This window comes from Citrobacter sp. MGH110 (assembly GCF_001037515.1).
GTDB classification, from domain to species: Bacteria; Pseudomonadota; Gammaproteobacteria; order Enterobacterales; family Enterobacteriaceae; genus Citrobacter; species Citrobacter portucalensis.
This window is the reverse complement of sequence record NZ_KQ089830.1, coordinates 300,089-325,547: the sequence shown is the minus strand read 5'-3', so window position 1 is coordinate 325,547 and position 25,459 is coordinate 300,089. Positions and strand designations below refer to the sequence as shown.

The 25,459-nt window shown below is 52.6% G+C and carries 24 protein-coding genes; 15 read left to right on the top strand and 9 right to left on the bottom strand.

The genetic code is table 11. The annotated features are described in order from the left end of the window. Positions 1-27: 27 nt before the first annotated feature. Positions 28-1,158 carry a class Ia ribonucleoside-diphosphate reductase subunit beta gene (nrdB, locus tag SK38_RS01505; RefSeq protein WP_003834668.1) on the top strand — a complete coding sequence of 377 codons (1,131 nt, stop codon included), beginning with the start codon at positions 28-30 and terminating at the stop codon, positions 1,156-1,158. Beyond that, positions 1,158-1,412, top strand: a complete 255-nt coding sequence (yfaE, locus tag SK38_RS01500; protein ID WP_003027609.1) for a ferredoxin-like diferric-tyrosyl radical cofactor maintenance protein YfaE — start codon at positions 1,158-1,160, stop codon at positions 1,410-1,412. The genes nrdB and yfaE overlap by 1 nt, the downstream gene beginning before the upstream one ends. Before the next feature lie 3 nt (positions 1,413-1,415). On the opposite strand, the gene SK38_RS01495 is transcribed toward yfaE, so the two are convergent. Continuing rightward, a complete protein-coding gene (locus SK38_RS01495; protein ID WP_048234859.1) occupies positions 1,416-2,606 on the bottom strand; it encodes an MFS transporter in 1,191 nt (396 codons plus the stop codon). A 160-nt stretch (positions 2,607-2,766) separates the two neighbouring features. On the opposite strand from SK38_RS01495, the gene SK38_RS01490 reads away from it, so the two are divergent. Continuing rightward, the gene (locus SK38_RS01490) at positions 2,767-3,645 is read left to right on the top strand and encodes a LysR family transcriptional regulator (protein WP_048234858.1); all 879 of its coding nucleotides are present in this window, start codon (positions 2,767-2,769) and stop codon (positions 3,643-3,645) included. Positions 3,646-3,706: 61 nt separating this feature from the next. Here the strand turns inward: SK38_RS01490 and glpQ are convergent, their stop codons facing one another. Then, positions 3,707-4,774 carry a glycerophosphodiester phosphodiesterase gene (glpQ, locus tag SK38_RS01485; protein ID WP_048234857.1) on the bottom strand — a complete coding sequence of 356 codons (1,068 nt, stop codon included), beginning with the start codon at positions 4,772-4,774 and terminating at the stop codon, positions 3,707-3,709. 3 nt (positions 4,775-4,777) lie between these two features. Next, positions 4,778-6,136, bottom strand: a complete 1,359-nt coding sequence (gene glpT, locus SK38_RS01480) for a glycerol-3-phosphate transporter (RefSeq protein WP_003834677.1) — start codon at positions 6,134-6,136, stop codon at positions 4,778-4,780. A 270-nt stretch (positions 6,137-6,406) separates the two neighbouring features. On the opposite strand from glpT, the gene glpA reads away from it, so the two are divergent. The 4 genes from glpA to SK38_RS01460 all read left to right on the top strand — a co-directional run bounded on the left by glpA (position 6,407) and on the right by SK38_RS01460 (position 11,584). After that, the gene (gene glpA / locus SK38_RS01475) at positions 6,407-8,035 is read left to right on the top strand and encodes an anaerobic glycerol-3-phosphate dehydrogenase subunit A (RefSeq protein ID WP_032944055.1); all 1,629 of its coding nucleotides are present in this window, start codon (positions 6,407-6,409) and stop codon (positions 8,033-8,035) included. Next, on the top strand, positions 8,025-9,284 hold the full coding sequence (gene glpB / locus SK38_RS01470) for a glycerol-3-phosphate dehydrogenase subunit GlpB (protein WP_048234856.1): 1,260 nt from the start codon (positions 8,025-8,027) through the stop codon (positions 9,282-9,284). Before glpA ends, glpB begins: the two co-directional genes overlap by 11 nt. Further along, positions 9,281-10,471, top strand: a complete 1,191-nt coding sequence (gene glpC, locus SK38_RS01465) for an anaerobic glycerol-3-phosphate dehydrogenase subunit GlpC (RefSeq protein ID WP_048224697.1) — start codon at positions 9,281-9,283, stop codon at positions 10,469-10,471. Before glpB ends, glpC begins: the two co-directional genes overlap by 4 nt. Before the next feature lie 183 nt (positions 10,472-10,654). Then, positions 10,655-11,584 carry an Rpn family recombination-promoting nuclease/putative transposase gene (locus SK38_RS01460; protein ID WP_048234855.1) on the top strand — a complete coding sequence of 310 codons (930 nt, stop codon included), beginning with the start codon at positions 10,655-10,657 and terminating at the stop codon, positions 11,582-11,584. Positions 11,585-11,622: 38 nt separating this feature from the next. Here SK38_RS01460 and SK38_RS01455 read toward each other — a convergent pair whose 3' ends face one another. After that, positions 11,623-12,819: a nicotinamide mononucleotide deamidase-related protein YfaY gene (locus SK38_RS01455; protein ID WP_048234854.1), complete on the bottom strand. Its 1,197-nt coding sequence runs from the start codon at positions 12,817-12,819 to the stop codon at positions 11,623-11,625. 79 nt (positions 12,820-12,898) lie between these two features. Further along, positions 12,899-13,441 (bottom strand): YfaZ family outer membrane protein, encoded by a 543-nt coding sequence (locus tag SK38_RS01450; RefSeq protein ID WP_048215871.1) that lies wholly within the window; start codon positions 13,439-13,441, stop codon positions 12,899-12,901. A 317-nt stretch (positions 13,442-13,758) separates the two neighbouring features. Here SK38_RS01450 and nudI point away from each other — a divergent pair, with 317 nt between their 5' ends. The 8 genes from nudI (at position 13,759) to arnF (ending at position 21,855) form a co-directional block, all read left to right on the top strand. Then, a complete protein-coding gene (gene nudI / locus SK38_RS01445) occupies positions 13,759-14,184 on the top strand; it encodes a nucleoside triphosphatase NudI (RefSeq protein ID WP_048215870.1) in 426 nt (141 codons plus the stop codon). Between the two features lie 294 nt (positions 14,185-14,478). Next, positions 14,479-15,618 carry a UDP-4-amino-4-deoxy-L-arabinose aminotransferase gene (gene arnB, locus SK38_RS01440; RefSeq protein ID WP_048234853.1) on the top strand — a complete coding sequence of 380 codons (1,140 nt, stop codon included), beginning with the start codon at positions 14,479-14,481 and terminating at the stop codon, positions 15,616-15,618. Positions 15,619-15,620: 2 nt separating this feature from the next. Beyond that, positions 15,621-16,604, top strand: a complete 984-nt coding sequence (arnC, locus tag SK38_RS01435) for an undecaprenyl-phosphate 4-deoxy-4-formamido-L-arabinose transferase (protein ID WP_048234851.1) — start codon at positions 15,621-15,623, stop codon at positions 16,602-16,604. Then, a complete protein-coding gene (gene arnA, locus SK38_RS01430) occupies positions 16,601-18,583 on the top strand; it encodes a bifunctional UDP-4-amino-4-deoxy-L-arabinose formyltransferase/UDP-glucuronic acid oxidase ArnA (protein WP_048234849.1) in 1,983 nt (660 codons plus the stop codon). The genes arnC and arnA overlap by 4 nt, the downstream gene beginning before the upstream one ends. Next, the gene (gene arnD / locus SK38_RS01425) at positions 18,580-19,482 is read left to right on the top strand and encodes a 4-deoxy-4-formamido-L-arabinose-phosphoundecaprenol deformylase (protein WP_048234847.1); all 903 of its coding nucleotides are present in this window, start codon (positions 18,580-18,582) and stop codon (positions 19,480-19,482) included. The genes arnA and arnD overlap by 4 nt, the downstream gene beginning before the upstream one ends. Next, complete coding sequence (gene arnT / locus SK38_RS01420; RefSeq protein WP_048234845.1) at positions 19,479-21,137, top strand: lipid IV(A) 4-amino-4-deoxy-L-arabinosyltransferase; 1,659 nt, start codon at positions 19,479-19,481, stop codon at positions 21,135-21,137. The genes arnD and arnT overlap by 4 nt, the downstream gene beginning before the upstream one ends. Continuing rightward, entirely contained in the window at positions 21,134-21,469 is a 336-nt protein-coding gene (gene arnE / locus SK38_RS01415) for a 4-amino-4-deoxy-L-arabinose-phosphoundecaprenol flippase subunit ArnE (RefSeq protein ID WP_003834709.1), read from the top strand. Before arnT ends, arnE begins: the two co-directional genes overlap by 4 nt. Beyond that, on the top strand, positions 21,469-21,855 hold the full coding sequence (arnF, locus tag SK38_RS01410; RefSeq protein WP_048234842.1) for a 4-amino-4-deoxy-L-arabinose-phosphoundecaprenol flippase subunit ArnF: 387 nt from the start codon (positions 21,469-21,471) through the stop codon (positions 21,853-21,855). The genes arnE and arnF overlap by 1 nt, the downstream gene beginning before the upstream one ends. 2 nt (positions 21,856-21,857) lie before the next feature. Here the strand turns inward: arnF and pmrD are convergent, their stop codons facing one another. From pmrD to menB, 4 genes are all read right to left on the bottom strand, one after another. Continuing rightward, the gene (gene pmrD / locus SK38_RS01405) at positions 21,858-22,121 is read right to left on the bottom strand and encodes a signal transduction protein PmrD (RefSeq protein ID WP_008785336.1); all 264 of its coding nucleotides are present in this window, start codon (positions 22,119-22,121) and stop codon (positions 21,858-21,860) included. Positions 22,122-22,216: 95 nt separating this feature from the next. Next, positions 22,217-23,641 carry an o-succinylbenzoate--CoA ligase gene (gene menE, locus SK38_RS01400; protein ID WP_048234840.1) on the bottom strand — a complete coding sequence of 475 codons (1,425 nt, stop codon included), beginning with the start codon at positions 23,639-23,641 and terminating at the stop codon, positions 22,217-22,219. Beyond that, positions 23,638-24,600 carry an o-succinylbenzoate synthase gene (gene menC / locus SK38_RS01395; RefSeq protein WP_048234838.1) on the bottom strand — a complete coding sequence of 321 codons (963 nt, stop codon included), beginning with the start codon at positions 24,598-24,600 and terminating at the stop codon, positions 23,638-23,640. The genes menE and menC overlap by 4 nt, the downstream gene beginning before the upstream one ends. Beyond that, positions 24,600-25,457 carry a 1,4-dihydroxy-2-naphthoyl-CoA synthase gene (menB, locus tag SK38_RS01390; RefSeq protein ID WP_003027671.1) on the bottom strand — a complete coding sequence of 286 codons (858 nt, stop codon included), beginning with the start codon at positions 25,455-25,457 and terminating at the stop codon, positions 24,600-24,602. The genes menC and menB overlap by 1 nt, the downstream gene beginning before the upstream one ends. Positions 25,458-25,459: the final 2 nt, after the last annotated feature.

The window sequence follows — 25,459 nt, the reverse complement described above, 5'->3', positions numbered from 1 at the left end:
AGTACATTCCAGACAGGATTCACATCAATGGCATACACCACTTTTTCACAGACGAAAAATGATCAGCTTCTGGAACCAATGTTCTTCGGCCAGCCGGTGAACGTCGCCCGCTACGATCAGCAAAAATATGACATCTTTGAAAAACTGATCGAAAAGCAGCTCTCTTTCTTCTGGCGTCCGGAAGAAGTCGATGTTTCTCGCGATCGTATCGACTTCCAGGCATTGCCGGAACATGAAAAACATATCTTCATCAGCAACCTGAAGTATCAGACGCTGCTGGACTCCATTCAGGGACGTAGTCCTAACGTCGCGCTGCTGCCGTTAATCTCGATCCCTGAACTGGAAACCTGGGTGGAAACGTGGGCGTTTTCTGAAACGATCCACTCCCGCTCTTACACCCACATCATCCGTAATATTGTTAACGATCCGGCGGTGGTGTTTGACGATATCGTCACCAACGAGCAAATCCAGAAACGCGCAGAAGGCATCTCCAGCTACTACGACGAATTGATCGAGATGACCAGCTACTGGCATTTGCTCGGTGAAGGTACGCATACCGTTAATGGTAAAACGGTTGTCGTAAACCTGCGTGAGCTGAAGAAGAAGCTGTATCTGTGCCTGATGAGCGTGAACGCGCTGGAAGCGATCCGCTTTTATGTCAGCTTCGCCTGCTCTTTCGCCTTCGCCGAACGTGAACTGATGGAAGGCAACGCGAAAATTATTCGTCTGATCGCCCGCGACGAAGCCCTGCACCTGACCGGTACTCAGCATATGCTGAACCTGCTGCGCAGCGGCGTGGACGATCCGGAGATGGCGGAAATTGCCGAAGAGTGCAAACAAGAGTGCTACGACCTGTTCGTACAGGCCGCGCTGCAGGAAAAAGAGTGGGCGGACTATCTGTTCCGTGATGGCTCAATGATTGGCCTGAACAAAGACATTCTGTGCCAGTACGTTGAGTACATCACCAACATCCGTATGCAGGCTGTTGGACTCGATCTGCCATTCCAGACACGTTCTAACCCGATCCCTTGGATCAATACCTGGCTGGTGTCTGACAACGTCCAGGTTGCGCCGCAGGAAGTGGAAGTCAGCTCTTATCTGGTCGGCCAGATCGATGCCGAAGTCGATACTGACGATCTGAGTAACTTCCAGCTCTGATGGGCCGCGTGACTCTGCGCATCTCTGGCACGCAGTTGCTGTGCCAGGATGAACACCCTTCCCTGCTTGCCGCGCTCGAGTCGCACGATGTTGAAGTCGAATATCAGTGTCGTGAAGGCTACTGCGGCTCCTGCCGTACCCGCCTGGTGGCGGGACAGGTTGACTGGATTGCAGAACCGCTGGCCTTCATTCAGCCCGGTGAAATATTGCCGTGCTGTTGCCGGGCAAAAGGCGATATTGAAATAGAGCTGTAGTGTTTAGTGAACTTCATGCGCGGAGACCAGTACCACGTCTCCGCGTTTTTTCATCTGCATGATATACAGCGCCCCGGCCAGTACCACCAGCAGCGCACCCACCAGATAAATCGCCCGATATCCCACGCCCTCGACCATCATCCCCATGATAAACGCGCCGATTGCCATTCCCGCATCCATCGCATTGAAAAACAGCGAATTGGCGATACCAATTTTATGGGGTTCCACCGAACTAATAATTTGTGTCTGAAATACGGGTGTGACCGAACCATAACCGATGCCAATTAATCCACCGGAAATAATCATCATAATGCTGCCGTTAGTATAGCCAAGCGCCACCAGCCCGACGGTGAAAGCCAGCAAACACGGATAGACCACGTATTTCGGCCCTTTTTTATCACAAACATTGCCGGTAAAGGTTCGACAGATCATCAGGCAAATGGCGTAACACAACAGGAAATTACTGGCGGCGGCCATCAGATCGAGCTCGCGCGCATACAGTGCGAGAAAAGCGGAAACGCCCGCGTAGGAAAAGGTCATGAAAAACGTCACCATCGCGAAAGGCAGTGCGGCGCGATCAAACATTGCAGCAAATCCCAGCTTCGGTTTTGAGCCGTCAGCATGACGGATAACCGGCGGTACGGCGACAATCAATGACAGGATAATACCCAGTACGGCAACCGCGCTACACAGCCAGAATGCAGTGGTAAAAGCTTCCCAGCGTGCCATGTTCAGCCCTACCCACGGCCCCACAACCATTGCCAGTCCCATGGCTAACGAGAAAAAACTGATGCCCTCCCCACGTCGGGAGGCCGGTATCAACCGCGCGGAAATCGTTCCTTTTACCGTGGTAATAACGCCAAACGTTACACCATGAAGCACCCGAATCAACAGCAGTGATTCAATTGAGTGGCAAACAGGATACAGCGCAGTGACCACCAAAAAGGCCAGAGAAGAGAGCACCAGAATTGTTTTATTCGAATATTTTCCTACCCATTGTCCCGCAAACGGGCGCACAACAATTGCGGCCCCCAAAAAGAAGGTGACTAATAATCCGGCCTTATCTGGAGTGGCATGCAGGCGATCCGAAATATAGATCGGTAACAGCGTGAGCAGGACATAAAAAACAAAAAATATAATAAAGCTGATTATCGTTATTGCCCAAAAATCTTTCGTCCACAGTTTTTCTTTCATATTCGACAACCTGTCCAGACGGCGCACGCAGGCAACGCTCAGCTCAACTGAACTACGGACAGGTGCGTCGAAGTGTGATTCTACGGTAGACCGCAAGTATAAACAGGTCCATTATATTAGAGAAATTAATCGTTTTAATATTGTTGATTAGAGGGAGCTAATGACATTAACCCAGATCCACGCCCTGCTTGCCGTACTTGAGTACGGTGGTTTTACCGAAGCCAGCAAGCGGCTGTACATGACCCAATCCGCCGTTAGCCAGGCAATTTCAGCGCTAGAGGAAGAGCTAGGGGTTGATATTCTTATCCGCGAACGCCGCAAAGACATTCAACTTAGTCCAGCCGGGAGTCGGATCGTTTCACACCTGCGGACGATCGTGTCTGAAACCAACGCGGTGAAAGAGATTGCCGAGCAAGAGCGACAAAACCCGGCCAGAACCCTGCGTATCGGCTGCTTTCCCAGCGCCTGTGCCTGCATTTTGCCCGGCATCATCCACCACTTCGAACAGCATCACCCGCACATCAAAATTATCCCTTATGAAGAAAACAGCACGGCAATCGTTGATTCCCTGCGCAGTGGGGACATCGATGCGGGATTTGTGCATTTCCCGGTAAATGGCATGTACTGCGTACCGGTGTATCGCGACAAATTTACCGTTGTAGTTCCTGAAAGCCATCCGCTGGCGGCCAATAGCACAATTTCAGTGGAACAACTGGTTGGAGAACCGCTCATTATCAGCAAAGGTCGCTATGAATTAAGCATCATGACGCTATTTAAAGAGAAGGGAATTGAACCGGTCATTAAATACGAGTTTAACCATCCGGATACCGCGATGAGCTTTATTCGTCAGGGGCTGGGTATAGCGTTATTACCGGAATTAACGCTGAAGGCGGTTGGTGGGAAAGTACGCTCAGTCGCGCTGGAACCGACGTTCTATCGACAGATATCCTTACTGGCAAAAGAGCCACCGGTGGACGGCAGCCCTTTATTTCTCCTGCAGGCATGTATGGAAACGTTGACAGCAGACGGCCTTATCTAGCAGTTAAAACGTTTCATCCATTTAGGCCAGTGACCGGAGGTGCATCACAGGCCTTACGCCATCACTCTTTATTCAAGAATTTCACTGCTTTGTCGGGGAAGTCGGTAAACAGCCCGTCAACGTCCGCCTTGTTATAAAGAATGTCATACAGCTGGTTTACGTCAGTGGTGTAATCCGGCAGTTGATCGGCGCGAACGGTATAAGGATGCACCACCATCTTATTCTGATGTGCGTCCTGCACCATGCCAGTTAACGAGATATTGCCCTTCTTCGACTTCTCATCAATCAGCATGTGGTAGTCCGGCCCAATGCCGTCCGCATACTGCGCAACCTGCTTCATGGCACCCGGCTTAAACATCCAGTCGTAGTTGTAATTAACCCAACTACCGTCCGGCTTTTTCTCCTGAGTTTCATTCCAGTCGGTGTACGCAATCAACTGTACCAGATTGAGATCCATCCCCATCTTCGGTTCCAGTTCATTTTTAATGCGCTTCAACTCTGCAACATCAAAACACTGTAGATAGACCTTGTCGTTCTTGTCGGTATACCCGTACTTTTTCAGTACTTCCAGCGTTTTAGCCGCAATGTCCTTCCCTTCCTGGTGATGGAACCACGGCGCTTTCATTTCCGGGTAAATACCGATGTTTTTACCGGTGGAATGATTTAATCCCTGAACAAACTCAATCTCTTCTTCGAACGTGTGCACGCGGAAATCAGATTTACCCATCGGGAAGCGCCCTGGGTAGGTCTGGACCTTTTTGCCATTTTCGATATCGAAGCCTTCGGTAAATTTCAGCGATTTAATTTCATCCAGCGTAAAGTCGATGGCGTAGTAACGCCCATCTTTACGCGCACGATCCGGAAAACGCTCGGCAACATCGGTGACGCGGTCAAGATAGTGGTCATGCAGGACGACCAGATGGTCATCCTTGGTCATAACCAAATCCTGCTCCAGATAATCCGCCCCCTGGGCATAGGCCATCGCCTTTGCTGGCAGCGTATGCTCCGGCAGATAACCGCTGGCGCCACGATGCGCAATCACGATTTTATCTGCGGCAACAGCTGCACTGCTGACTACCATACCTGCGAGCATCAGCGCCACGCTGAGACTTTTCAATGTGGTTTTCATCTATTAGCCCCCGTTACGCTTCAGTTCCATCTCTTCGTGATGGCGTTTTTCGCCAATCATGACGACTACCAGCAGAATAACCGCCAACACGCTACCACCAATCATCACCATAAAGCCGCCGTCCCAACCGAAGAAGTCAACGGTGTAGCCAACAATGGCGCTCGCGGCCACAGAACCGCCGAGATAACCGAACAGACCGGTAAAGCCAGCCGCCGTTCCCGCCGCTTTTTTCGGTGCCAGTTCCAGCGCGTGCAGACCAATCAACATTACCGGACCGTAGATCAGGAAGCCGATGATGATCATACAAGCCATATCCACGTTCGGGTTGCCTGCCGGGTTCATCCAGTAAACGATGGTCGCAATAGTTACCAGCGTCATAAAGAACACGCCGGTCGCGCCACGGTTACCACGGAAGACTTTATCCGACATCCAGCCGCACAGCAGCGTGCCTGGAATACCCGCATACTCATACAGGAAGTAGGCCCAGGATGATTTGTCCAGTGCGAAATGCTTCACTTCTTTCAGGTAGGTTGGTGACCAGTCCAGGATGCCGTAGCGCAGCAGATAAACAAACACGTTGGCGATAGCGATGTACCACAACAGTTTGTTCGGCAGTACGTACTGCATGAAGATCTGCTTCGCAGTCAGCTCTTCTTCCGCTTTCTCGGTGTAATCGTCCGGATAGTCGTTCTTATACTCTTCGATAGGCGGCAGACCACAGGACTGCGGTGTATCACGCATCAGGGCAAAAGCAATCAGCGCGACGACGATCGCACCGAAAGCAGGCATATACAGCGCCGCTTTCCAGTCATTGAACCAGGCCATACCCAGCAGGAACAACAGCGGAGGCAGACCGCCACCCACGTTATGCGCACAGTTCCAGACGGAAACAATGCCTCCACGCTCTTTCTGCGACCACCAGTGCACCATGGTACGGCCACACGGCGGCCAGCCCATCCCCTGGAACCATCCGCAGAGGAACAGCAGCACAAACATAATAGCAATGCTCGATGTCGCCCACGGCACAAAGCCCATGAACAACATCACAGCGGCGGCCAGTATCAGACCGGCTGGCAGGAAAACGCGCGGATTCGAGCGATCCGAAATGGACCCCATGATGAATTTCGAAAATCCGTAAGCAATGGAGATACCGGACAACGCAAAACCCAGATCGCCACGCGAGAAACCTTGTTCAACCAGATACGGCATCGCAAGGGCAAAGTTCTTACGTACCAGATAGTACGCGGCATAACCAAAGAAAATCCCCAGAAAAATCTGCCAACGTAATCGACGATATGTCGGGTCGATCTCCGCTGCAGGTAAACGCGCCGTGTGTGACGCTGGTTTAAAAATGCTCAACATAGTGTAGCCTCCGTGGCCGTCTTTCATTCGAAGTAAACACTGCAGTTCGTCATTACTACCCTACCGCTCCCAGTGTGGCCGCGATGTTAAGGAAAGATACATAACAAAAATGTGAAACGCAGCACATATTGTTACAGATTTATGACAAATGTTCATAAAGGCGCACGAAATCACGTTTCATTTTCGAATAATGAGCGATTATGCGCGAAATCAAACAATCCATGTTTTTTATGTGGCTAAATGATAAAAAACGAACTGTGAGGAAAAACAATGAAAACTCGCGACTCGCAAACAAGTGACGTGATTATCATTGGTGGAGGAGCAACAGGTGCAGGGATCGCACGTGACTGTGCGCTGCGCGGGTTGCGCGTCATCTTAGTGGAACGCCACGATATCGCCACAGGTGCGACCGGGCGCAACCACGGTCTGCTGCACAGCGGTGCACGCTACGCCGTCACCGACGCTGAATCTGCCCGTGAGTGCATCAGCGAAAACCAAATTCTGAAACGTATCGCCCGTCATTGCGTTGAGCCAACGGACGGTCTATTTATTACTCTGCCGGAGGATGAGCTGTCCTTCCAGGCTACCTTTATTCGCGCCTGTGAAGAGGCAGGGATTCGCGCAGAAGCGATTGACCCTCAGCAGGCACGTATTATCGAACCTTCTGTGAATCCACAGCTGATTGGTGCAGTAAAAGTACCAGACGGCACGGTCGATCCTTTCCGCTTAACAGCAGCTAACATGCTGGATGCGCGTGAGCATGGCGCGGTTATCTTAACGGCGCATGAAGTGACGGGACTGATCCGCGAAGGCGCAACGGTTTGCGGCGTTAACGTACGCAATCATCTGACAGGCGAAATGCAGTCCCTGCATGCACCGGTTGTCGTCAACGCCGCTGGGATCTGGGGTCAACGCATTGCGGAATATGCCGATCTGAGCATCCGTATGTTCCCGGCCAAAGGTTCGTTGCTGATTATGGATCATCGCATTAACCAGCATGTCATTAACCGCTGCCGTAAGCCCTCTGACGCCGATATTCTGGTGCCTGGCGATACCATTTCACTGATCGGTACCACCTCACAGCACATTGATTACGACGATATCGACAGCAACCGCGTCACCGCAGAAGAGGTCGATATTCTGCTGCGTGAAGGCGAGAAGCTGGCGCCGATTATGGCGAAAACGCGCATTTTACGCGCCTATTCTGGCGTACGCCCGCTGGTGGCCAGCGACGACGACCCAAGCGGTCGTAACGTCAGCCGTGGGATTGTACTGTTCGATCACGCTGAACGTGACGGACTGGAAGGGTTTATCACCATTACCGGCGGCAAACTGATGACCTACCGCCTGATGGCGGAATGGGCCACCGATGCCGTTTGCCGTAAGCTGGGCAATACCCAGCCTTGCACAACGGCAGACACCGCGCTGCCTGGCTCACAGGAATCTACCGAGCATACGCTTAAACGCGTGATCTCATTGCCAGCTCCACTGCGCGGCTCGGCGGTCTACCGTCACGGCGATCGCACCCCTGCGTGGCTTAGCGAAGGCCGCCAGCACCGCAGTCTGGTCTGTGAATGCGAAGCAGTCACCGCAGGCGAAGTGCAATACGCCGTCGAGAATTTAACCGTCAACAGCCTGCTCGATTTGCGTCGCCGTACCCGTGTTGGAATGGGGACCTGCCAGGGCGAATTGTGTGCCTGTCGCGCCGCAGGTTTGCTGCAACGTTTCAATGTCACTACCGCAGCGCAGTCCATTACCCAGCTTTCCGACTTCCTCAACGAACGCTGGAAAGGCGTGCAGCCTATCGCCTGGGGAGATGCGCTGCGCGAAAGCGAATTCACGCGCTGGGTTTATCAAGGGTTGTGTGGTCTGGAAAAGGAGCACCAGGATGAAATTTGATACCGTCATTATCGGCGGCGGCCTCGCCGGACTGCTATGTGGCCTGCAACTGCAAAAAAGCGGACTGCGCTGCACGATTGTTACCCGCGGCCAAAGCGCCCTGCATTTTTCCTCCGGCTCACTGGATTTGCTCAGCAGCTTACCCGATGGTCAACCGGTGACGGATATAGAAGCGGGTTTGAATGCACTGCGCACTCAGGCACCCGCACATCCGTATAGCACCATCGGAACGCAGAACGTTCTGGAACTGGCCCAGCAGGCGCAAAATTTACTGGAAGAATGCGGAACACATTTGCAGGGCAAAGTGCATCAGGCACATCAACGTGTTACCCCGCTGGGCACCCTGCGCTCAACCTGGTTAAGTTCCCCGGAAGTGCCGGTCTGGCCGCTGTCCGCGCAGCGTATCTGCGTTGTAGGGATTAGCGGGTTACTGGATTTTCAGGCGCATCTCGCCGCGGCGTCATTACGCCAACGCAATCTCAGCGTCGAGACGGCAGAAATCGAGCTACCGGAGCTGGATGTCCTGCGTGATAACCCAACCGAGTTTCGTGCCGTTAATATTGCGCGCCTGCTGGATAACGAAGATAAATGGTCGCTGCTCTATGACGCATTGCTACCAATGGCAAAAACCTGCGACATGATAATCATGCCGGCATGCTTTGGTCTGGCCGATGAGCGGCTCTGGCAGTGGCTTAACGAGCGCCTCCCCTGCTCGCTGACACTATTACCGACCCTACCACCTTCGGTACTGGGCATGCGTTTGCACAACAAATTACAGCGCCAGTTTGTGCGCCAGGGCGGTGTGTGGATGCCGGGTGATGAAGTGAAAAAAATCACCTGTCAGGATGGCGTGGTCAGCGAAATCTGGACCCGAAATCATGCCGATATCCCCTTGCGGCCACGTTTCGCCGTGCTCGCCAGCGGCAGCTTCTTCAGCAGCGGGCTGGTCGCCACGCGTGAGGCAATCCATGAACCAATCCTGGGACTGGATGTACAGCAAACAGCTACCCGCGCCGAGTGGTATAAGCGTGATGTTTTCGATCCACAACCGTGGCAACAGTTTGGCGTAACAACCGATTCCGCATTGCGTCCATCACTGGCGGGAAAAACGATAGAGAACATGTATGCCATCGGTTCCGTCCTCGGCGGATTCGACCCTATCACCCAGGGTTGCGGAGGCGGCGTGTGCGCAGTTAGCGCCTTACATGCCGCGCATCATATTGCGAAACGTGCAGGAGGACAGCAATGAGCGACACACGTTTTGAAAGTTGTATCAAATGTACGGTGTGCACCACCGCCTGCCCGGTAAGCCGCGTCAATCCGAGCTACCCGGGTCCTAAGCAGGCCGGCCCGGACGGTGAACGTCTGCGCCTGAAAGATGGCGCGCTATATGACGACGCGCTGAAATACTGCATCAACTGTAAACGCTGCGAAGTGGCCTGTCCGTCAGACGTGAAAATCGGCGATATCATCCAGCGCGCGCGCGCCAAATACGACACGACGCGCCCATCGTTGCGTAACTTTGTCTTAAGTCATACCGATTTAATGGGCAGTGTATCCACCCCCTTCGCCCCTATAGTGAATACCGCTACCTCATTAAAACCGGTGCGTCAACTGCTGGATTACGCGTTAAAAATCGATCATCGCCGTACGCTGCCGAAGTACTCCTTTGGCACCTTCCGCCGCTGGTATCGCAGCGTTGCCGCACAGCAGGCGCAGTACCAGGATCAGGTCGCCTTTTTCCACGGCTGTTTTGTGAATTACAACCATCCCCAGCTCGGCAAAGACCTGATCAAGGTGTTGAATGCGATGGGTACTGGCGTGCAACTGCTGAGTAAAGAGAAATGCTGCGGCGTACCGCTGATTGCCAACGGTTTTACCGATAAAGCGCGTAAGCAGGCTGTCAGCAACGTGGCCTCGCTCAGGGAGGCAATTGATGGCAAAGGCATTCCGGTGATCGCCACCTCATCAACCTGTACCTTTGCGCTACGTGATGAATATCCGGAAGTGCTGGATGTCGACAACTCAGGCCTGCGTGAACACATTGAACTGGCAACTCGCTGGCTATGGCGCAAGCTGGATGAAGGTAAAACGCTGCCGCTGAAGACGCTGCCGCTGAAGGTAGTCTATCACACGCCATGTCACATGGAGAAAATGGGCTGGACGCTCTATACGCTGGAGCTACTGCGACAAATTCCAGGGCTGGAGCTGACGGTGCTGGATTCTCAGTGTTGCGGGATTGCCGGGACTTACGGCTTTAAAAAGGAAAACTATCCGACTTCACAGTCTATTGGCGCACCGTTATTCCGCCAAATTGAAGAAAGCGGCGCTGATATCGTCGTCACCGACTGCGAAACCTGTAAATGGCAGATTGAGATGTCTACAAGCAAAAGCTGCGAACATCCTATCACCCTGCTTGCCAAAGCGTTGGGTTAACTCTGTTGCCCGGTAGCATTTGCTACCGGGCATTTTTGCGTAGCCCGTTCCGCTTAATTGAATACGTTGCAGTCGGACGTATTTATCTCTGATTCACCCACGCAAAGAACACATTTCCCGCATGCAGCGCATATTAAAAGTGGATACCGTCACGCCATCTTCTCTTTCTGGTGACGGACTACCATGGCTAAATCCACTACATCTATACCGCATGATGCCGTTTTTAAAAAGATAATGTCTTACCCTGAGATGGCTCGGGATTTTCTGGATATACACCTTCCCATCGCATTACGTGAGATATGTGATTTACAAACGTTGAAGCTGGAGTCCACCAGTTTTATCGAACAGGATCTCCGCGCATACTACTCCGACGTAGTGTGGTCACTAAAAACCCGCGAAGGTCAGGGCTATATTTATTGTGTTATTGAACATCAGAGTACCGCGGTACCGCATATGGCATTTCGCCTGATGCGTTATGCCACCGCGGCGATGCAGCATCATCTTGATGCCGGGAATAAAACGCTGCCGCTGGTGATCCCCATGTTGTTTTATCACGGCCAACAAAGTCCCTATCCCTGGTCGCTCAACTGGCTGGATGAATTTGATAATCCGCAACTGGCGCGACAACTGTATTCAGAGGCTTTTCCGCTGGTCGACATTACCGTAATACCTGACGATGAAATCGCGCAGCATCGCAGGGTTGCGCTGCTTGAGTTGATGCAAAAACATATCCGCGATCGTGACTTAATGGGGTTAGTGGATCGACTGGTCTCGCTATTAGTTACAAGCACTGCTAATGACAGCCAGCTACAAACGCTATTTAATTACCTGATACGGTACGGCGACGTTTCTCGCGTCAGCGAGTTTATCCGCGAAGTTGCCGAACGATCCCCCCATCACAAGGAGAAGCTGATGACAATTGCAGAGAGACTCAGGCAGGAAGGCCACCAAAATGGACTGCAAGAAGGGATACAGCAAGGGTTAGAACAAGGGGTGCAAAAAGGTACGCAAGAAGAAGCCCTACGTATCGCTCACATAATGCTGGAACAAGGTATTGATCGTGATTTAGTTCAGTTAATTACCGGGCTATTGCCTGGCGATACCACCGCATGAGCCAGATTGGGAAGGCATTTAGCCTTCCCAACCAATGATTAAATCGTCAACGACTCAACCACTTCGATCCAGCCGTGTTCGCTAGCGATATCCTGATTGTTAAGCCAGCGGCGCAGCATATTTAGCGCCATCATCGCACACACTTCCTGACGAATCGCCAGGCTGTAGCGATTTGCATTCAGCCGTACGCGCAAGGCGTGTGTCCCATCAGGCGTGGCCAGCGCAAAGTTAATATGTTCGTTTTCGAAAGCCGATATCGCGAGTGCCAATCCAGCATAATGTTTGCTGCGTCGCTCGGTTATCCAATGCGCCGTTTGCGCCAGCGTTTCTTCCTGAGGCGGAACCACTTCACTCGCTAACAGTGGCGCATTCGCACGAGAAAGCTGCAATGCCACCAGACCACCGGTGAATTGTTCGCTCAGCGTCAGGCTGTATTGCCGTTCTTGCAACGTGCGGGCGATTTGCGCGGGTAAGCCTTCCGTACCTTCAAAAATCATATTCTGCCCGGCAACCCGCTTAACTTCTGGCCACAACGCCAGCATCGCTTCCCGTTGGGAATCCGGCCCGGTCAGCTTCAGCTCAATAATCGGCATTGAGGAGCGATAACCCATTGTTACTCCCGGAGGCAACGGCAGCGGATCCAGGCTCTGCGCCAGGTCGCTTTCAGAACGGCCAAAGGTGGTTAATCGCAGGCATAACGGTGGCTGAGCCAAAGAGAAACGCTCACGCAAACGAGGCAGGATCTCATGCTCTACCATGACTTTGAATTCTGACGGTACACCTGGTGTAAAGAACATCAGGCAGCGGTTAAGCTTCAGGGCGAACCCACACGCGGTACCCACCGGATTATTGATAAACTCAGCGCTGGCCGGAAGTTCAGCCTGTTTGCGGTTACTCGGCGCCATCACGCGGCCACGATCGCGGAAATATCGCTCCATCTCGGCCAGCCATGCTTCATGCAGCACCAACCCTTCGCCTTTTGCCGTTGCCGCTGCCAGCGCGCTCAAATCATCGCTGGTAGGTCCCAGACCGCCATTAACGATCAGTACATCGGCGTGTTCGCTACGCTCACGCAAAACGGTGACTAAATCGTTAAGATTGTCACCTACCGTGTTGCGGCGTGTTAGCGGTAAACCCTGATTAAAGAAAAAATCGGCCAGCCAGGCGGCATTGGTGTCGACGATTTGTCCGTGCAACACTTCATCCCCTGTGGATAGCATCTCCACGTTTAACATCGTGTTCTCCTGCTTTTATGATGAAAACACTATAACGCATGGAGGGGGGAAGGCGCGACTGAACGCCGCGCCAGAAATGTTAGAAGCTGGCGTTAACCCCAACGTACGGGCCATCAGCAATCGCGTTATCACGGTTGCCGTCTTTGCCTGCCAGGTTCAGGTAACGATAACCGGCTTCGATGCTCAGCGGACGCATAATGGTCAGACGCGCACCGGCATTCGCTTCTTCATAGCTGTCGATACCGCTGGAAAGTGAATCAGGAGAGTAATAATACTCACCAAACAGACGGAAGCTATCGCCAATTGGCCATTGTAAACCACCACCGACAGCAGCAGCATAACCTTCATCGCCATCGTTTGGATTAGTATAAACACCTTTACCACCAACGGTCGCCATCAGCGGCCCCAGTGGGATATTCAAACCTAAACCCAGCCCGGCAACATCACCGTCGTCATCGTTATGCATCCAGTTACCGCTGACGGCCAGACCAGTACTCTCAGTGCCCATACCGAAGCCCAGGTTGGTGTAGTCTTCGCCAGCCTGGCCGCTGATGCTAATCGCGCTAGCCGACGCGGAAACAAACAGCATTCCGGCAAAACCCAACATTAAACTTTTTTTCATTTTCTATCCTTTCCAGCAAGAATCAAAACATAGCCCCAAAACCGATGAATTGTACTGTCAGATGGCGAGGAATCAATGAGCTAAAAAAGCGATGCAATGACATATTGTAACTAAATACTACTCACAAGATTTATTTAAGGTTAAATTCTTGTGCCAATTACACAGTTGGACGTCCCAGAACGTCATTTTCAACAAACATCCTGTTTTCCCTGCCAAAGCGCTCTTAATCACCGATGAAACATTTTTTCTGCCGCCAGCAAAAGGTAAGATGCGTGCATGACGGAATTTTCTCTACTTCCCCAACAAGGACTCGAATGATGCGCCAAAGAACGATTGTATGCCCATTAATTCAAAACGATGGCTGTTATTTACTCTGCAAAATGGCTGATGACCGCGGTGTGTTTCCCGGCCAGTGGGCGCTTTCTGGCGGCGGTGTTGAACCAGGTGAACGTATTGAAGAAGCTCTGCGCCGTGAAGTGAGGGAAGAGCTGGGCGAACAATTGGTGTTATCAGAAATTACCCCCTGGACCTTCAGTGATGATATTCGCACTAAAACCTATGCTGATGGCAGTCAGGAAGAGATTTACATGATTTATCTTATCTTCGATTGTGTCGCGGCAAATCGTGAAGTGAAGATTAACGAAGAGTTCCAGGCATTCGCCTGGGTTAAACCAGAAGATCTCAGTGCCTACGATTTAAATATCGCCACACGTAAGACGTTGACCTTGAAGGGGTTACTTTAAGTTATCATTATAATAGTGACATAAATATTCCCCTCTTAATAGCGGCATTGCAGCCACCTGTCTACAGTAAGCAGCAGTGTCGCCAAGACAACATAATCCGCATAAAAGTTATTTACTATCAAATGTATATAGAAAGAATGTCGCTATTTTCTTGCCTCTCTCAAACCTTAAACTCTTAAGGATAAATTAACCTTCAGTCATTAACCTTTGTAGCCTGATGAAATAATTAACGACGCCCCTGTTTATCACTAAAAATAAAACTTCGGTGGCGTTAAATGGCTTGAAGGAATAATGATGTCTGACTTTTTGCCTTTCTCTCGCCCGGCCATGGGCGCTGAAGAACTTGCCGCAGTGAAGGCGGTTCTGGACTCTGGATGGATAACCACCGGCCCGAAAAATCAACAGTTGGAAGAGGCTTTTTGCCAACTCACGGGGAATAAGCATGGCATCGCCGTTTGCTCCGCCACTGCAGGAATGCACATTACGCTGATGGCGCTGGGCATTGGTGCAGGCGACGAGGTCATAACGCCGTCGATGACGTGGGTTTCTACCCTCAACATGATTGTGCTGCTGGGTGCATCGCCCGTCATGATCGACGTCGACCGCGATACGCTTATGGTGACACCTGAGCAAATTGAAGCCGCTATTACTCCACGAACCAAAGCCATTGTTCCAGTACATTATGCTGGCGCCCCCGCCGACCTCGACGCAATTTATGCCATTGGCGAGCGTTATGGAATCCCGGTAATAGAAGACGCAGCCCATGCCGTAGGGACATTGTATAAGGGCCGTCATGTCGGTGCTCGCGGCACGGCAATCTTCTCGTTTCACGCTATTAAAAATATCACCTGTGCGGAAGGTGGACTGATCGTTACCGACGACAGCCAGCTCGCTCAGCGGCTTCGCAGCCTGAAGTTTCACGGTCTGGGCGTTGATGCTTTTGATCGACAAACCTACGGCCGGGCACCACAAGCCGAAGTGCTTGCACCTGGATACAAATACAACCTGACGGATATTAACGCCGCTATTGCGCTGGTACAGCTCAATAAGCTGGAGCAACTGAACTCACGCCGGGCGCAAATTGCCCAGCACTATCAAAAAGCGCTGGCCGATACGCCATTCCAGCCGCTGAGCCTACCGCAGTGGTCGCACGTTCATGCCTGGCACTTATTCATCATTCGTGTTGATGAAACGCGCTGCGGGTTGAGCAGAGATGCCCTGATGGAAACGCTGAAGACCAAAGATATCGGCACCGGTCTGCATTTTCGTGCGGCCCATACGCAAAAATATTATCGCGAACGCTTCACTACCCTTTCGCTCCCAAATACTGAATGGAACAGCGCGCGCATCTGCTCGCTGCCGTTATTCCCTGACATGACCGGTGATGACACTCAGCGGGTCATTACGGCGCTTCGCGAGATAGCAGGACAATGAGCATGTTTGAAGCCACACCGATTAAAAAAGTCTCGGTTGTTATTCCCGTTTTTAATGAACAGGAAAGCCTGCCAGAGTTAATCAGACGCACCAGCGCCGCCTGCAAAAAATTGGGCAAAGACTATGAAATTCTGCTCATCGACGACGGCAGCAGCGACCGTTCCGCTCAGTTGATGATGGACGCCTCTCAGGCACCGAACAGCCATATTGTCTCTATTTTACTGAATCGTAATTACGGACAGCACTCGGCGATTATGGCCGGTTTCAGCCATGTCACCGGAGACTTGATCATCACGCTGGATGCCGATTTGCAAAACCCGCCGGAGGAGATCCCTCGGTTGGTCGCCACTGCAGATGAGGGTTTCGATGTGGTAGGCACGGTACGCCAGAACCGTCAGGATAGCGTATTTCGTAAGACCGCCTCACGAATGATAAACCATCTGATCCAACGAACCACCGGTAAAGCAATGGGCGACTACGGCTGCATGCTACGCGCCTATCGCCGTCACATCGTCGATGCCATGCTGCATTGCCAGGAGCGCAGCACCTTTATCCCTATTCTGGCCAACATTTTTGCCCGTCGCGCCACGGAGATCCCGGTACATCATGCAGAGCGTGAATTTGGTGACTCCAAATACAGCTTCATGCGTCTGATCAACCTGATGTATGACCTGGTGACTTGCCTTACCACAACACCGCTTCGCATGTTGAGCCTGTTGGGCAGCGTGATCGCCGCCACGGGCTTTACCTTATCAGTCCTGCTTGTTGTTCTGCGCCTGACGCTCGGCCCACAGTGGGCAGCGGAGGGGGTATTCATGCTGTTTGCCGTCCTGTTTACCTTTATCGGCGCACAGTTTATTGGCATGGGTTTACTCGGCGAATATATCGGTCGCATCTATAACGATGTCCGCGCCCGCCCCCGCTATTTTGTTCAACACGTTATCCGCCCACAAACTACGCAGTCAACCGAGGAAAACCGCGCATGAAAGCCGTCGTATTTGCCTATCACGATATGGGATGTCAGGGTGTCCAGGCCTTGTTGGATGCAGGTTATGAAATCGCTGCCATTTTTACGCACACCGACAACCCGGGTGAAAAAGCGTTTTTTGGATCTGTTTCCCGCCTCGCGGCCAGCGCCGGTATTCCGGTTTACGCCCCAGACGAGGTTAATCATCCCCTGTGGATTGAGCGCATTAGCCAACTGGCACCCGATGTTATCTTCTCGTTCTACTATCGCCATTTACTGAGTGATGAGATCCTCAGTCTTGCCCCTAAGGGTGCATTTAATCTGCACGGCTCGCTGCTGCCGAAATACCGTGGTCGCGCGCCATTGAACTGGGTATTGGTCAATGGTGAAACCGAAACCGGCGTCACACTTCACCGCATGGTCAAACGCGCGGATGCTGGTGCCATAGTTGCCCAGCAGCGCGTTGCTATTTCACCGGATGATGTGGCGTTAACGCTGCACCATAAGCTGTGCCAGGCTGCGCGTCACCTGCTGGAGCAGACACTGCCGGCCATCAACGCAGGAAGTTACTCCGAATTCCCTCAACAGGATGCAGATGCTACCTGTTTTGGTCGCCGTACGCCGGAAGATAGCTTCCTCGACTGGAACAAACCTGCTGCGGAGTTACATAACCAGGTCCGTGCCGTCAGCGATCCGTGGCCGGGCGCATTTAGCTATGTTGGCACGCAAAAGTTCACCGTCTGGTCATCGCGCGTTTGCACAAACGACATTGCGGCCCAGCCGGGTACCGTCATCTCAGTGTCTCCTTTACTGATCGCCTGTGTCGATGGTGCACTGGAGATTATTACCGGACAAGCTGGCGATGGTATTGCAATGCAGGGTTCACAACTGGCGCAGGTTCTGGGTCTGGTGCCAGGTTCTCGCCTGAACAGCCAGTCAGTGACCACCAGCAAACGCCGTACTCGCGTACTGATCCTCGGCGTTAACGGCTTCATTGGTAACCATCTGACAGAGCGCCTGCTGCAAGAAGATAATTACGAAGTGTATGGACTCGATATTGGCAGCGACGCCATTGGGCGTTTCCTGCAACATCCGCGATTCCATTTCGTCGAAGGTGATATCAGCATTCACTCCGAATGGATTGAATATCATGTGAAAAAATGCGACGTTGTGCTGCCTCTGGTGGCGATCGCAACGCCTATCGAATATACCCGCAACCCGCTGCGCGTATTTGAGCTCGATTTCGAAGAGAACCTGAAAATCATTCGTTACTGCGTGAAATACCGCAAGCGCATCATTTTCCCGTCAACCTCCGAAGTCTACGGCATGTGTACCGACAAAGTCTTTGATGAAGACAGTTCGAATCTGATCGTCGGTCCGGTCAATAAACCACGCTGGATCTACTCCGTATCCAAGCAGTTGCTGGACCGTGTTATCTGGGCATACGGCGAAAAAGAGGGATTGCGCTTCACCCTGTTCCGCCCGTTTAACTGGATGGGACCGCGTCTGGACAGCCTTAACGCCGCGCGTATCGGCAGCTCACGCGCCATTACACAGCTGATCCTCAACCTCGTGGAAGGTTCACCGATCAAGCTGATTGAAGGCGGTAAGCAAAAACGCTGCTTTACCGACATTCGCGATGGTATCGAAGCCCTGTACCGCATCATTGAAAACGAAGGCGGCCGCTGTGACGGTGAGATTATCAACATCGGTAATCCACAGAACGAAGCAAGTATTCAGGAACTGGCAGAAATGCTGCTTTCCTGCTTTGATAAACATCCGTTGCGTAACCACTTCCCGCCGTTTGCCGGTTTCCGTGACGTCGAAAGCAGCAGCTACTACGGTAAAGGTTATCAAGACGTTGAGCATCGTAAGCCTAACATTCGCAATGCAAAACGCTGCCTGAACTGGGAACCGACCATTGAGATGCAAGAAACGGTAGAAGAGACGCTGGACTTCTTCTTACGCAGTGTGGATATCACGGAACACACATCATGACCAAAGTAGGCTTGCGCATTGATGTCGATACATTCAGGGGGACGCGCGAAGGCGTGCCCCGCCTGCTGGAGACATTAAACCGACATAACGTTCGGGCAAGTTTTTTCTTTAGCGTTGGGCCTGACAACATGGGACGCCATCTCTGGCGTCTTGTGAAGCCGCAATTTCTGTGGAAAATGCTGCGTTCAAACGCAGCATCGCTCTACGGATGGGATATTTTATTGGCGGGAACCACATGGCCGGGAAAAGAGATCGGCCAGGCCAACGCAGCAATCATTGCACAAACCGCCCAGATTCATGAAACCGGTTTGCATGCCTGGGATCATCACGCCTGGCAGGCGCGAAGCGGAAACTGGAATGACAAACAGCTGATTGATGATATTTCGCAAGGTATCACCGCACTTGAAGCCATCATCGGTCAGCCAGTCACCTGCTCTGCCGTTGCCGGATGGCGTGCCGACAACCGTGTCGTCCATGCCAAAGAAGCATTCCATCTGCGCTATAACAGTGACTGTCGGGGAACGTCGTTATTTCGTCCGGTGCTGGAATCCGGGAAAACGGGGACGCCACAAATTCCCGTCACCCTACCAACATGGGATGAAGTGGTTGGTCAGGAGGTCCAGGCGGTGGACTTCAACTCCTATATTCTCTCCCACATCCAGATGAGCAGAGGAACACCGGTGTACACCATTCATGCGGAAGTTGAAGGTATCGCCTTTCATCAGAATTTTGACGAGTTGCTCATTCGTGCTGCCGATATGGGGATGACATTCTGCCCGCTTGGCGAGCTGTTACCTGACGACATCAGTACGCTGCCGTTAGGACAGATAGTACGTGGAAAAATACCCGGCAGAGAGGGATGGCTCGGCTGCCAACAACCGGTGAGTGTGACACCATGAAACCTGCTGCCCGCTACACTCTGGCATTTATCGCTTTAATCGCACTGTATTTTATTTTACCTATCAACAGCCGTATGCTCTGGCAGCCTGATGAAACGCGCTATGCTGAAATCAGCCGGGAAATGCTCAACTCTGGTGACTGGATCGTTCCACACTTTTTAGGGCTGCGTTATTTTGAAAAACCAATTGCCGGATACTGGTTGAACAGCATCGGACAATGGCTGTTTGGCGCAAACAATTTTGGTGTCAGAGCGGGGGCTATTTTTGCCACTTTGTTGACCGCATTACTGGTAGCCTGGCTTGCCATGCGACTGTGGCATGATAAGCGTACCGCCGTACTCTCCTCCGCTATCTTTTTAACGTTTTTTTCGGTTTACAGCATCGGCACCTACGCGGTACTTGATCCCATCATAGCGCTTTGGCTGATGGCGGGCATGTGCTGTTTTTGGGAAGGCATGCAGGCCACCACCAGAACACGCAAAATCATCGCTTTTTTGTTGCTTGGGCTGACCTGCGGTATGGGTGTAATGACCAAAGGTTTTCTGGCACTCGCCGTCCCTGTGCTTAGCGTATTACCATGGGTTTTTGCACAAAAGCGTTGGAAAGACCTCATTCTCTACGGTCTGCTGGCGGTGATCGGCTGCATCGCGATCGTACTACCGTGGGGTATAGCGATTGCACAACGCGAGCCGGATTTCTGGCATTACTTCTTCTGGGTTGAACATATTCAGCGCTTTGCGCTGGATGATGCCCAGCATAAGGCTCCTATCTGGTACTACATCCCGATATTTGTGGCAGGCACATTACCGTGGCTCGGTCTGCTTCCCGGCGCGCTGCGTACGGGCTGGCGTGAGCGGGATGTTCCGCGCAGTGCTCTGTACCTGTTAAGCTGGATTATTATGCCAATCCTGTTTTTCAGCATCGCGAAAGGAAAACTGCCGACCTATATTCTTTCCTGCTTCGCGCCGCTAGCGATATTAACGGCGCGCTTCGGCCTGCAGGCTGCGGAAAAAGACTCAGCATCCCTGCGCATCAATGGCTGGATCAACGTGCTATTTGGTGTCGTCGGCATCGTCGCTACGTTTATTGTTTCCACGCTGGGACCATTGAAGACGCCGGTCTGGTCGCATATCGAAACGTATAAGGTTTTTTGTGCCTGGGGCATCTTTATCATCTGGACGCTTTTTGGCTGGTATACGCTAAATAACCGCGAGAAGAACTGGAAATTCGCAGCACTATGCCCATTAGGGCTGGCGCTGTTATTTGGCTTCTCCATTCCTGACCGGGTGATGGAATCTAAACAGCCGCAGTTTTTTGTCGAGATGACCAAAGAATCGCTGGAGCCGAGCCGTTATATTCTCACCGACAGCGTTGGCGTCGCTGCGGGACTGGCCTGGAGCCTGAAGCGCGACGACATCATGATGTACGGACAAACGGGCGAGTTAAAATACGGTCTCAACTACCCGGATGCTCAAGGCCGCTTTGTCAGTCGGGAGAATTTTGCCGACTGGTTAGCACAACATCGTCAACAAGGAAACATTACGCTCGTGCTCTCTGTCGGTAAGGATGAAGATATTAATCAGCTTGCCATCCCTCCCGCTGACTACATTGATAATCAGGGGCGTCTGGTCCTGATTCAGTATCGGCCCAAATGATCTGGATAGCCTTAGTCCTCGCCAGCCTGCTCAGCGTCTGCGGCCAGCTATGCCAGAAGCAGGCGACCCGACCGGTGTCTGTTCGTGCGCGAAAACGCTACATTACGCAATGGATTGGGCTTGCTCTGGCAAGCCTCGGTCTGGCCATGCTGCTATGGCTGGCGGTTTTACAAAACATTCCTGTCGGTATTGCCTATCCCATGCTGAGTCTTAACTTTGTATGGGTAACTCTCGCGGCCTGGAAAATCTGGCGCGAACCCGTCACAACCCGCCACTGGCTGGGCGTTGGGCTGATCATTACCGGCATATTTATTCTTGGGAGTGCAGTGTAATGGGCGTATTTTGGGGATTATGTAGCGTGATGATCACCTCCATCGCCCAGTTGAGCCTCGGCTTTGCAATGGATAATCTGCCGCCAATGCTGCAGCCGCTGGCGTTCATCTCCGCCGTATTCTCTGTCAGTATTGGTGCGTTTGCTTTATATGCCGGGCTGGCAGGGTATTTGCTGTCGGTTATTTGCTGGCATAAAGCCCTACACCAACTCGCGCTGAGCAAAGCCTATGCCCTACTCAGCCTGAGCTATGTGCTGGTGTGGGTTGCCTCAATGATCCTGCCCGGCTGGCAGGGAACATTTTCAGTGAAAGCGCTGGCAGGAGTACTGTGCATCATGGCAGGGCTAATGACGATTTTTCTGCCTTCACGCAAACACCGGTCCTGAGATTATTTATCTTTAGACAGTCGTAACAGACGTTCCCATTCATCACAGATGTACTGTCTGGCATCAATGATCTTAATCACCCGAGATGTATCGCGGTTAATACAATACTGAGCATCCTTCAGCGGCGAAAGAAGATCGCCTGGCTTAATCCGCTCAGATGATTGCGCCTGGGCAAGCATCTTGAGCGAACCACCGCTATCGCAAAGTACGATATAGAGCCTCCCTGCTTTTTTGTGACAGCAGGTCTTCTTCACATGCCATTCCATAGCGCACCTATTGTTAATAAATTTCACAATAGGTTACACATTAGCTCATAAACAAAAGGACAATAGCTGCGGAATGACAATAACGAGAAATACTATTAATGTTTTCTTAATGTTAATGATGAAGCACTTACCCAATCCAATAACGCACGGCGCGAAATTTTAATTCCTCCTGCTTTGAGCTCAGGCGGCAATGTTAGCCAACAAATCGGCTGCTGAAAGCGGGCTAGCTTATCTTTTACCCACTCTTCGAGATTAGTTTCTCCAGCATTAGCGTCATACTCAATGACAGCCACCGGGCGATGTCCAAACTCTTTGTCTTCTATCGGCACAATGAAGGCTTGTAGAACATGCGGATGAGCTGCAATCACGCGTTCCACTTCTTCCGGCTGTATACCTTCCCCGCCGCTAAAAAACAGATTATCCATACGACCGACAATCGTTAACTTGCCGTCCTTCAGCACGCCGCGATCGCGGGTTGCAAACCAGCCTTCCGTGTTCATTAAAGGAATAAGCTGTCCGTTACGCCAGTAACCTTGCGCCATGCTGGCGGCACGTAGCCAGACTTCATCATCAACGATTCTGACTTCTCTGCCCACCAGGGGGGAACCCACATCTGCCATACCATCTGCCTCTTTCGCACAGACCGTAGAAGCAAACTCCGTTAATCCGTAACCGCACCAGCAACGAATCCCTTGCTCGCGCGCTTGCTCCGTCAATTCAACAGGAATTGCTGCACCTCCCAGCAGTACCGCTTTGAGCGTGACCGGCGTGTTGTTGACCAGCAAGCGCCACAGCTGCGTGGGTACCAGTGAAGCGTGGGTACATCCAGCCAGCATTTGCTCCAGCGGCTGCTTGTCGCGCACGGTCATTCGCGCTCCGGCGAACAACCAGCGCCACAAAATACCCTGGCCGGAAACATGAAACAGCGGCAGCGAGAGCAGCCAGTCATCCTCAGCACCAAACGGCATTAATGACAGGACGCCCTGCGCGCTTGCCAGATGCGCCTGACAGGTATGAACAGCCGCTTTTGGCAATCCGGTAGAACCTGAAGTTAACGTCATCGTGCTCAAACGTTCAGGCGACCACGCCGCGGCGTGATCGCCTGGTAACGACCGCATCTGTAACGGACTGAGTTCCGGAAGTTCGATAGCGGCCTCCAGATCCAGCGCAAAACGTAGCGTTAAGTCCGGGATAAGCGCATCAAGCAGCGGCTGAGGCAACTGTGGGTTCACAGGTAAAACCCGCGCCCCACATTGCAGCAGCGCGAGCCAGGCCAGCAAAGCGCGCGGATGATTCCAGGCGCGAAGCAGAACACCATCGCCCTCTTCCACGCCCTGAGCGGCAAAACCGCAGGCCAGATAATCTACACGTGTGCAGAGATCGCTCCAGCTTAATACCTCATCGTTGAGGCGTAAGGCTGGCGCCTTCGCACGAACCTGTCGCCAGTGACGCCAAGGCCAGTCACTGAACTGCACCAGGCCCGATAAGATCACGCTATCGGGCATTTCCTCCTGGGTCATAGCAGACGTTCCAGCGCATCAACGTCGATACACGGCAACGTGCTACCCGGCCAGGTGCGTACCTGCTGGCACTGCATCAGACTCAGGGTATCCAGACCCGGAATGGTCTGCGGCGTTAACCAGGCGGCAATTCTCGCCAGCTGGGTTAAGCCCAGACTCGACTCGATTGACGAACTGATAACGGCAGTCAGACCAAGCGCATGCGCCGCAGCCACCTGTTCACGGACTTTATCGAGACTGCCGGTCAGCGTAGGTTTGATAACCACGGCCCTGACGCCCTCTTCGGCCTCGAAGGTGAAATCCGCTTCACGCAAACTTTCATCCCAGGCGATGGCAATGCCGGTTTCACGCGCGAAGGCACGAGAATCATCGCGGGTTTTGCACGGCTCTTCGAGGAAGGCAATGCGTCCACGATATTCCGGATTAACGTATTTCGCGAACTGCTGTGCTTTCAACGGCGTCCAGGCCCGGTTGGCGTCAAGTCGCAAATGCAGCTCCGGGATCGCCTCAAGCAGCAGATTGGCTACCATGCCGTCGCGGACCGCTTCATACAGACCGACCTTGATCTTCGCCACTTTTTCGCCCGGCATATCCGCCAGTTGTAGCACCAGATCGTCAGGATCGCCCGTGCACAGCGGCGCAGCACGATAGTCCGCGTCCTGTGGCAATACGCCAGCCAGTTCGGCCAGCGCACAGCTTACGCCAAAGGCGACCGAAGGCAGTTGCGGTAAGGAGTCATCCCCTTGCAACCAGCCTTTCACCCAGGCCAGCAGCTCGGTTTGCGCCTCTTCCCAGCTTTCCTGACTAAAGCCCGGCAGCGGGGAGATCTCTCCCCACCCTTCGCGCTCGCCGTCACGAAGACAAACGTACAGCCCGTCACGCGTTTTTAACCGCCTGTCGCGCAGAATCACCCCCGCGTCCATGGGGATCTGCCAGCGGTATACCTGCGCGCTACGCATTACGGATTCCGTTTGAATTTGCTGAAATCAGGCTGACGTTTCTGGTTAAAGGCGTTACGGCCTTCCTGACCTTCTTCCGTCATGTAGAACAGCATAGTGGCGTTACCTGCCAGCTCCTGCAGGCCAGCCTGACCATCACAGTCGGCGTTCAGTGCGGCTTTCAGGCAGCGCAGCGCCATTGGGCTGTTTTGCAGCATTTCACGGCACCAGCGTACGGTCTCTTTTTCCAGATCCGCCAGCGGAACCACGGTGTTGACCAGACCCATATCCAGCGCCTGTTTCGCATCGTACTGACGGCACAGGAACCAGATTTCACGCGCTTTTTTCTGACCGACGATGCGCGCCATGTAGGAAGCGCCCCAACCGCCGTCGAAAGAACCGACTTTCGGGCCGGTCTGACCAAAGATGGCGTTTTCAGCCGCAATGGTCAGGTCACACATCATGTGCAGCACATGGCCACCGCCAATGGAGAAACCTGCAACCATCGCGACTACCGGTTTCGGACAGGTACGAATCTGGCGCTGGAAGTCCAGTACGTTCAGGTGATGCACACCGGAGTCATCCTGGTATCCGCCGTAGTCACCACGCACTTTCTGATCGCCGCCTGCGCAGAACGCTTTGTCGCCAGCACCGGTCAGAATAATTACGCCGATGTTGTCATCATAGCGGGCATCCGCCAGCGCCTGGATCATCTCTTTCACGGTGACCGGACGGAAGGCATTGCGTACCTGTGGACGATTAATGGTGATTTTTGCGATACCGTCGGTGGATTTCTCGTAAAGAATGTCGGTATAGCCTTCAGAGCAATCGTGCCATTCTACCGGTGCGTAAAGCATTGTTTCATCAGGATAGATCATAA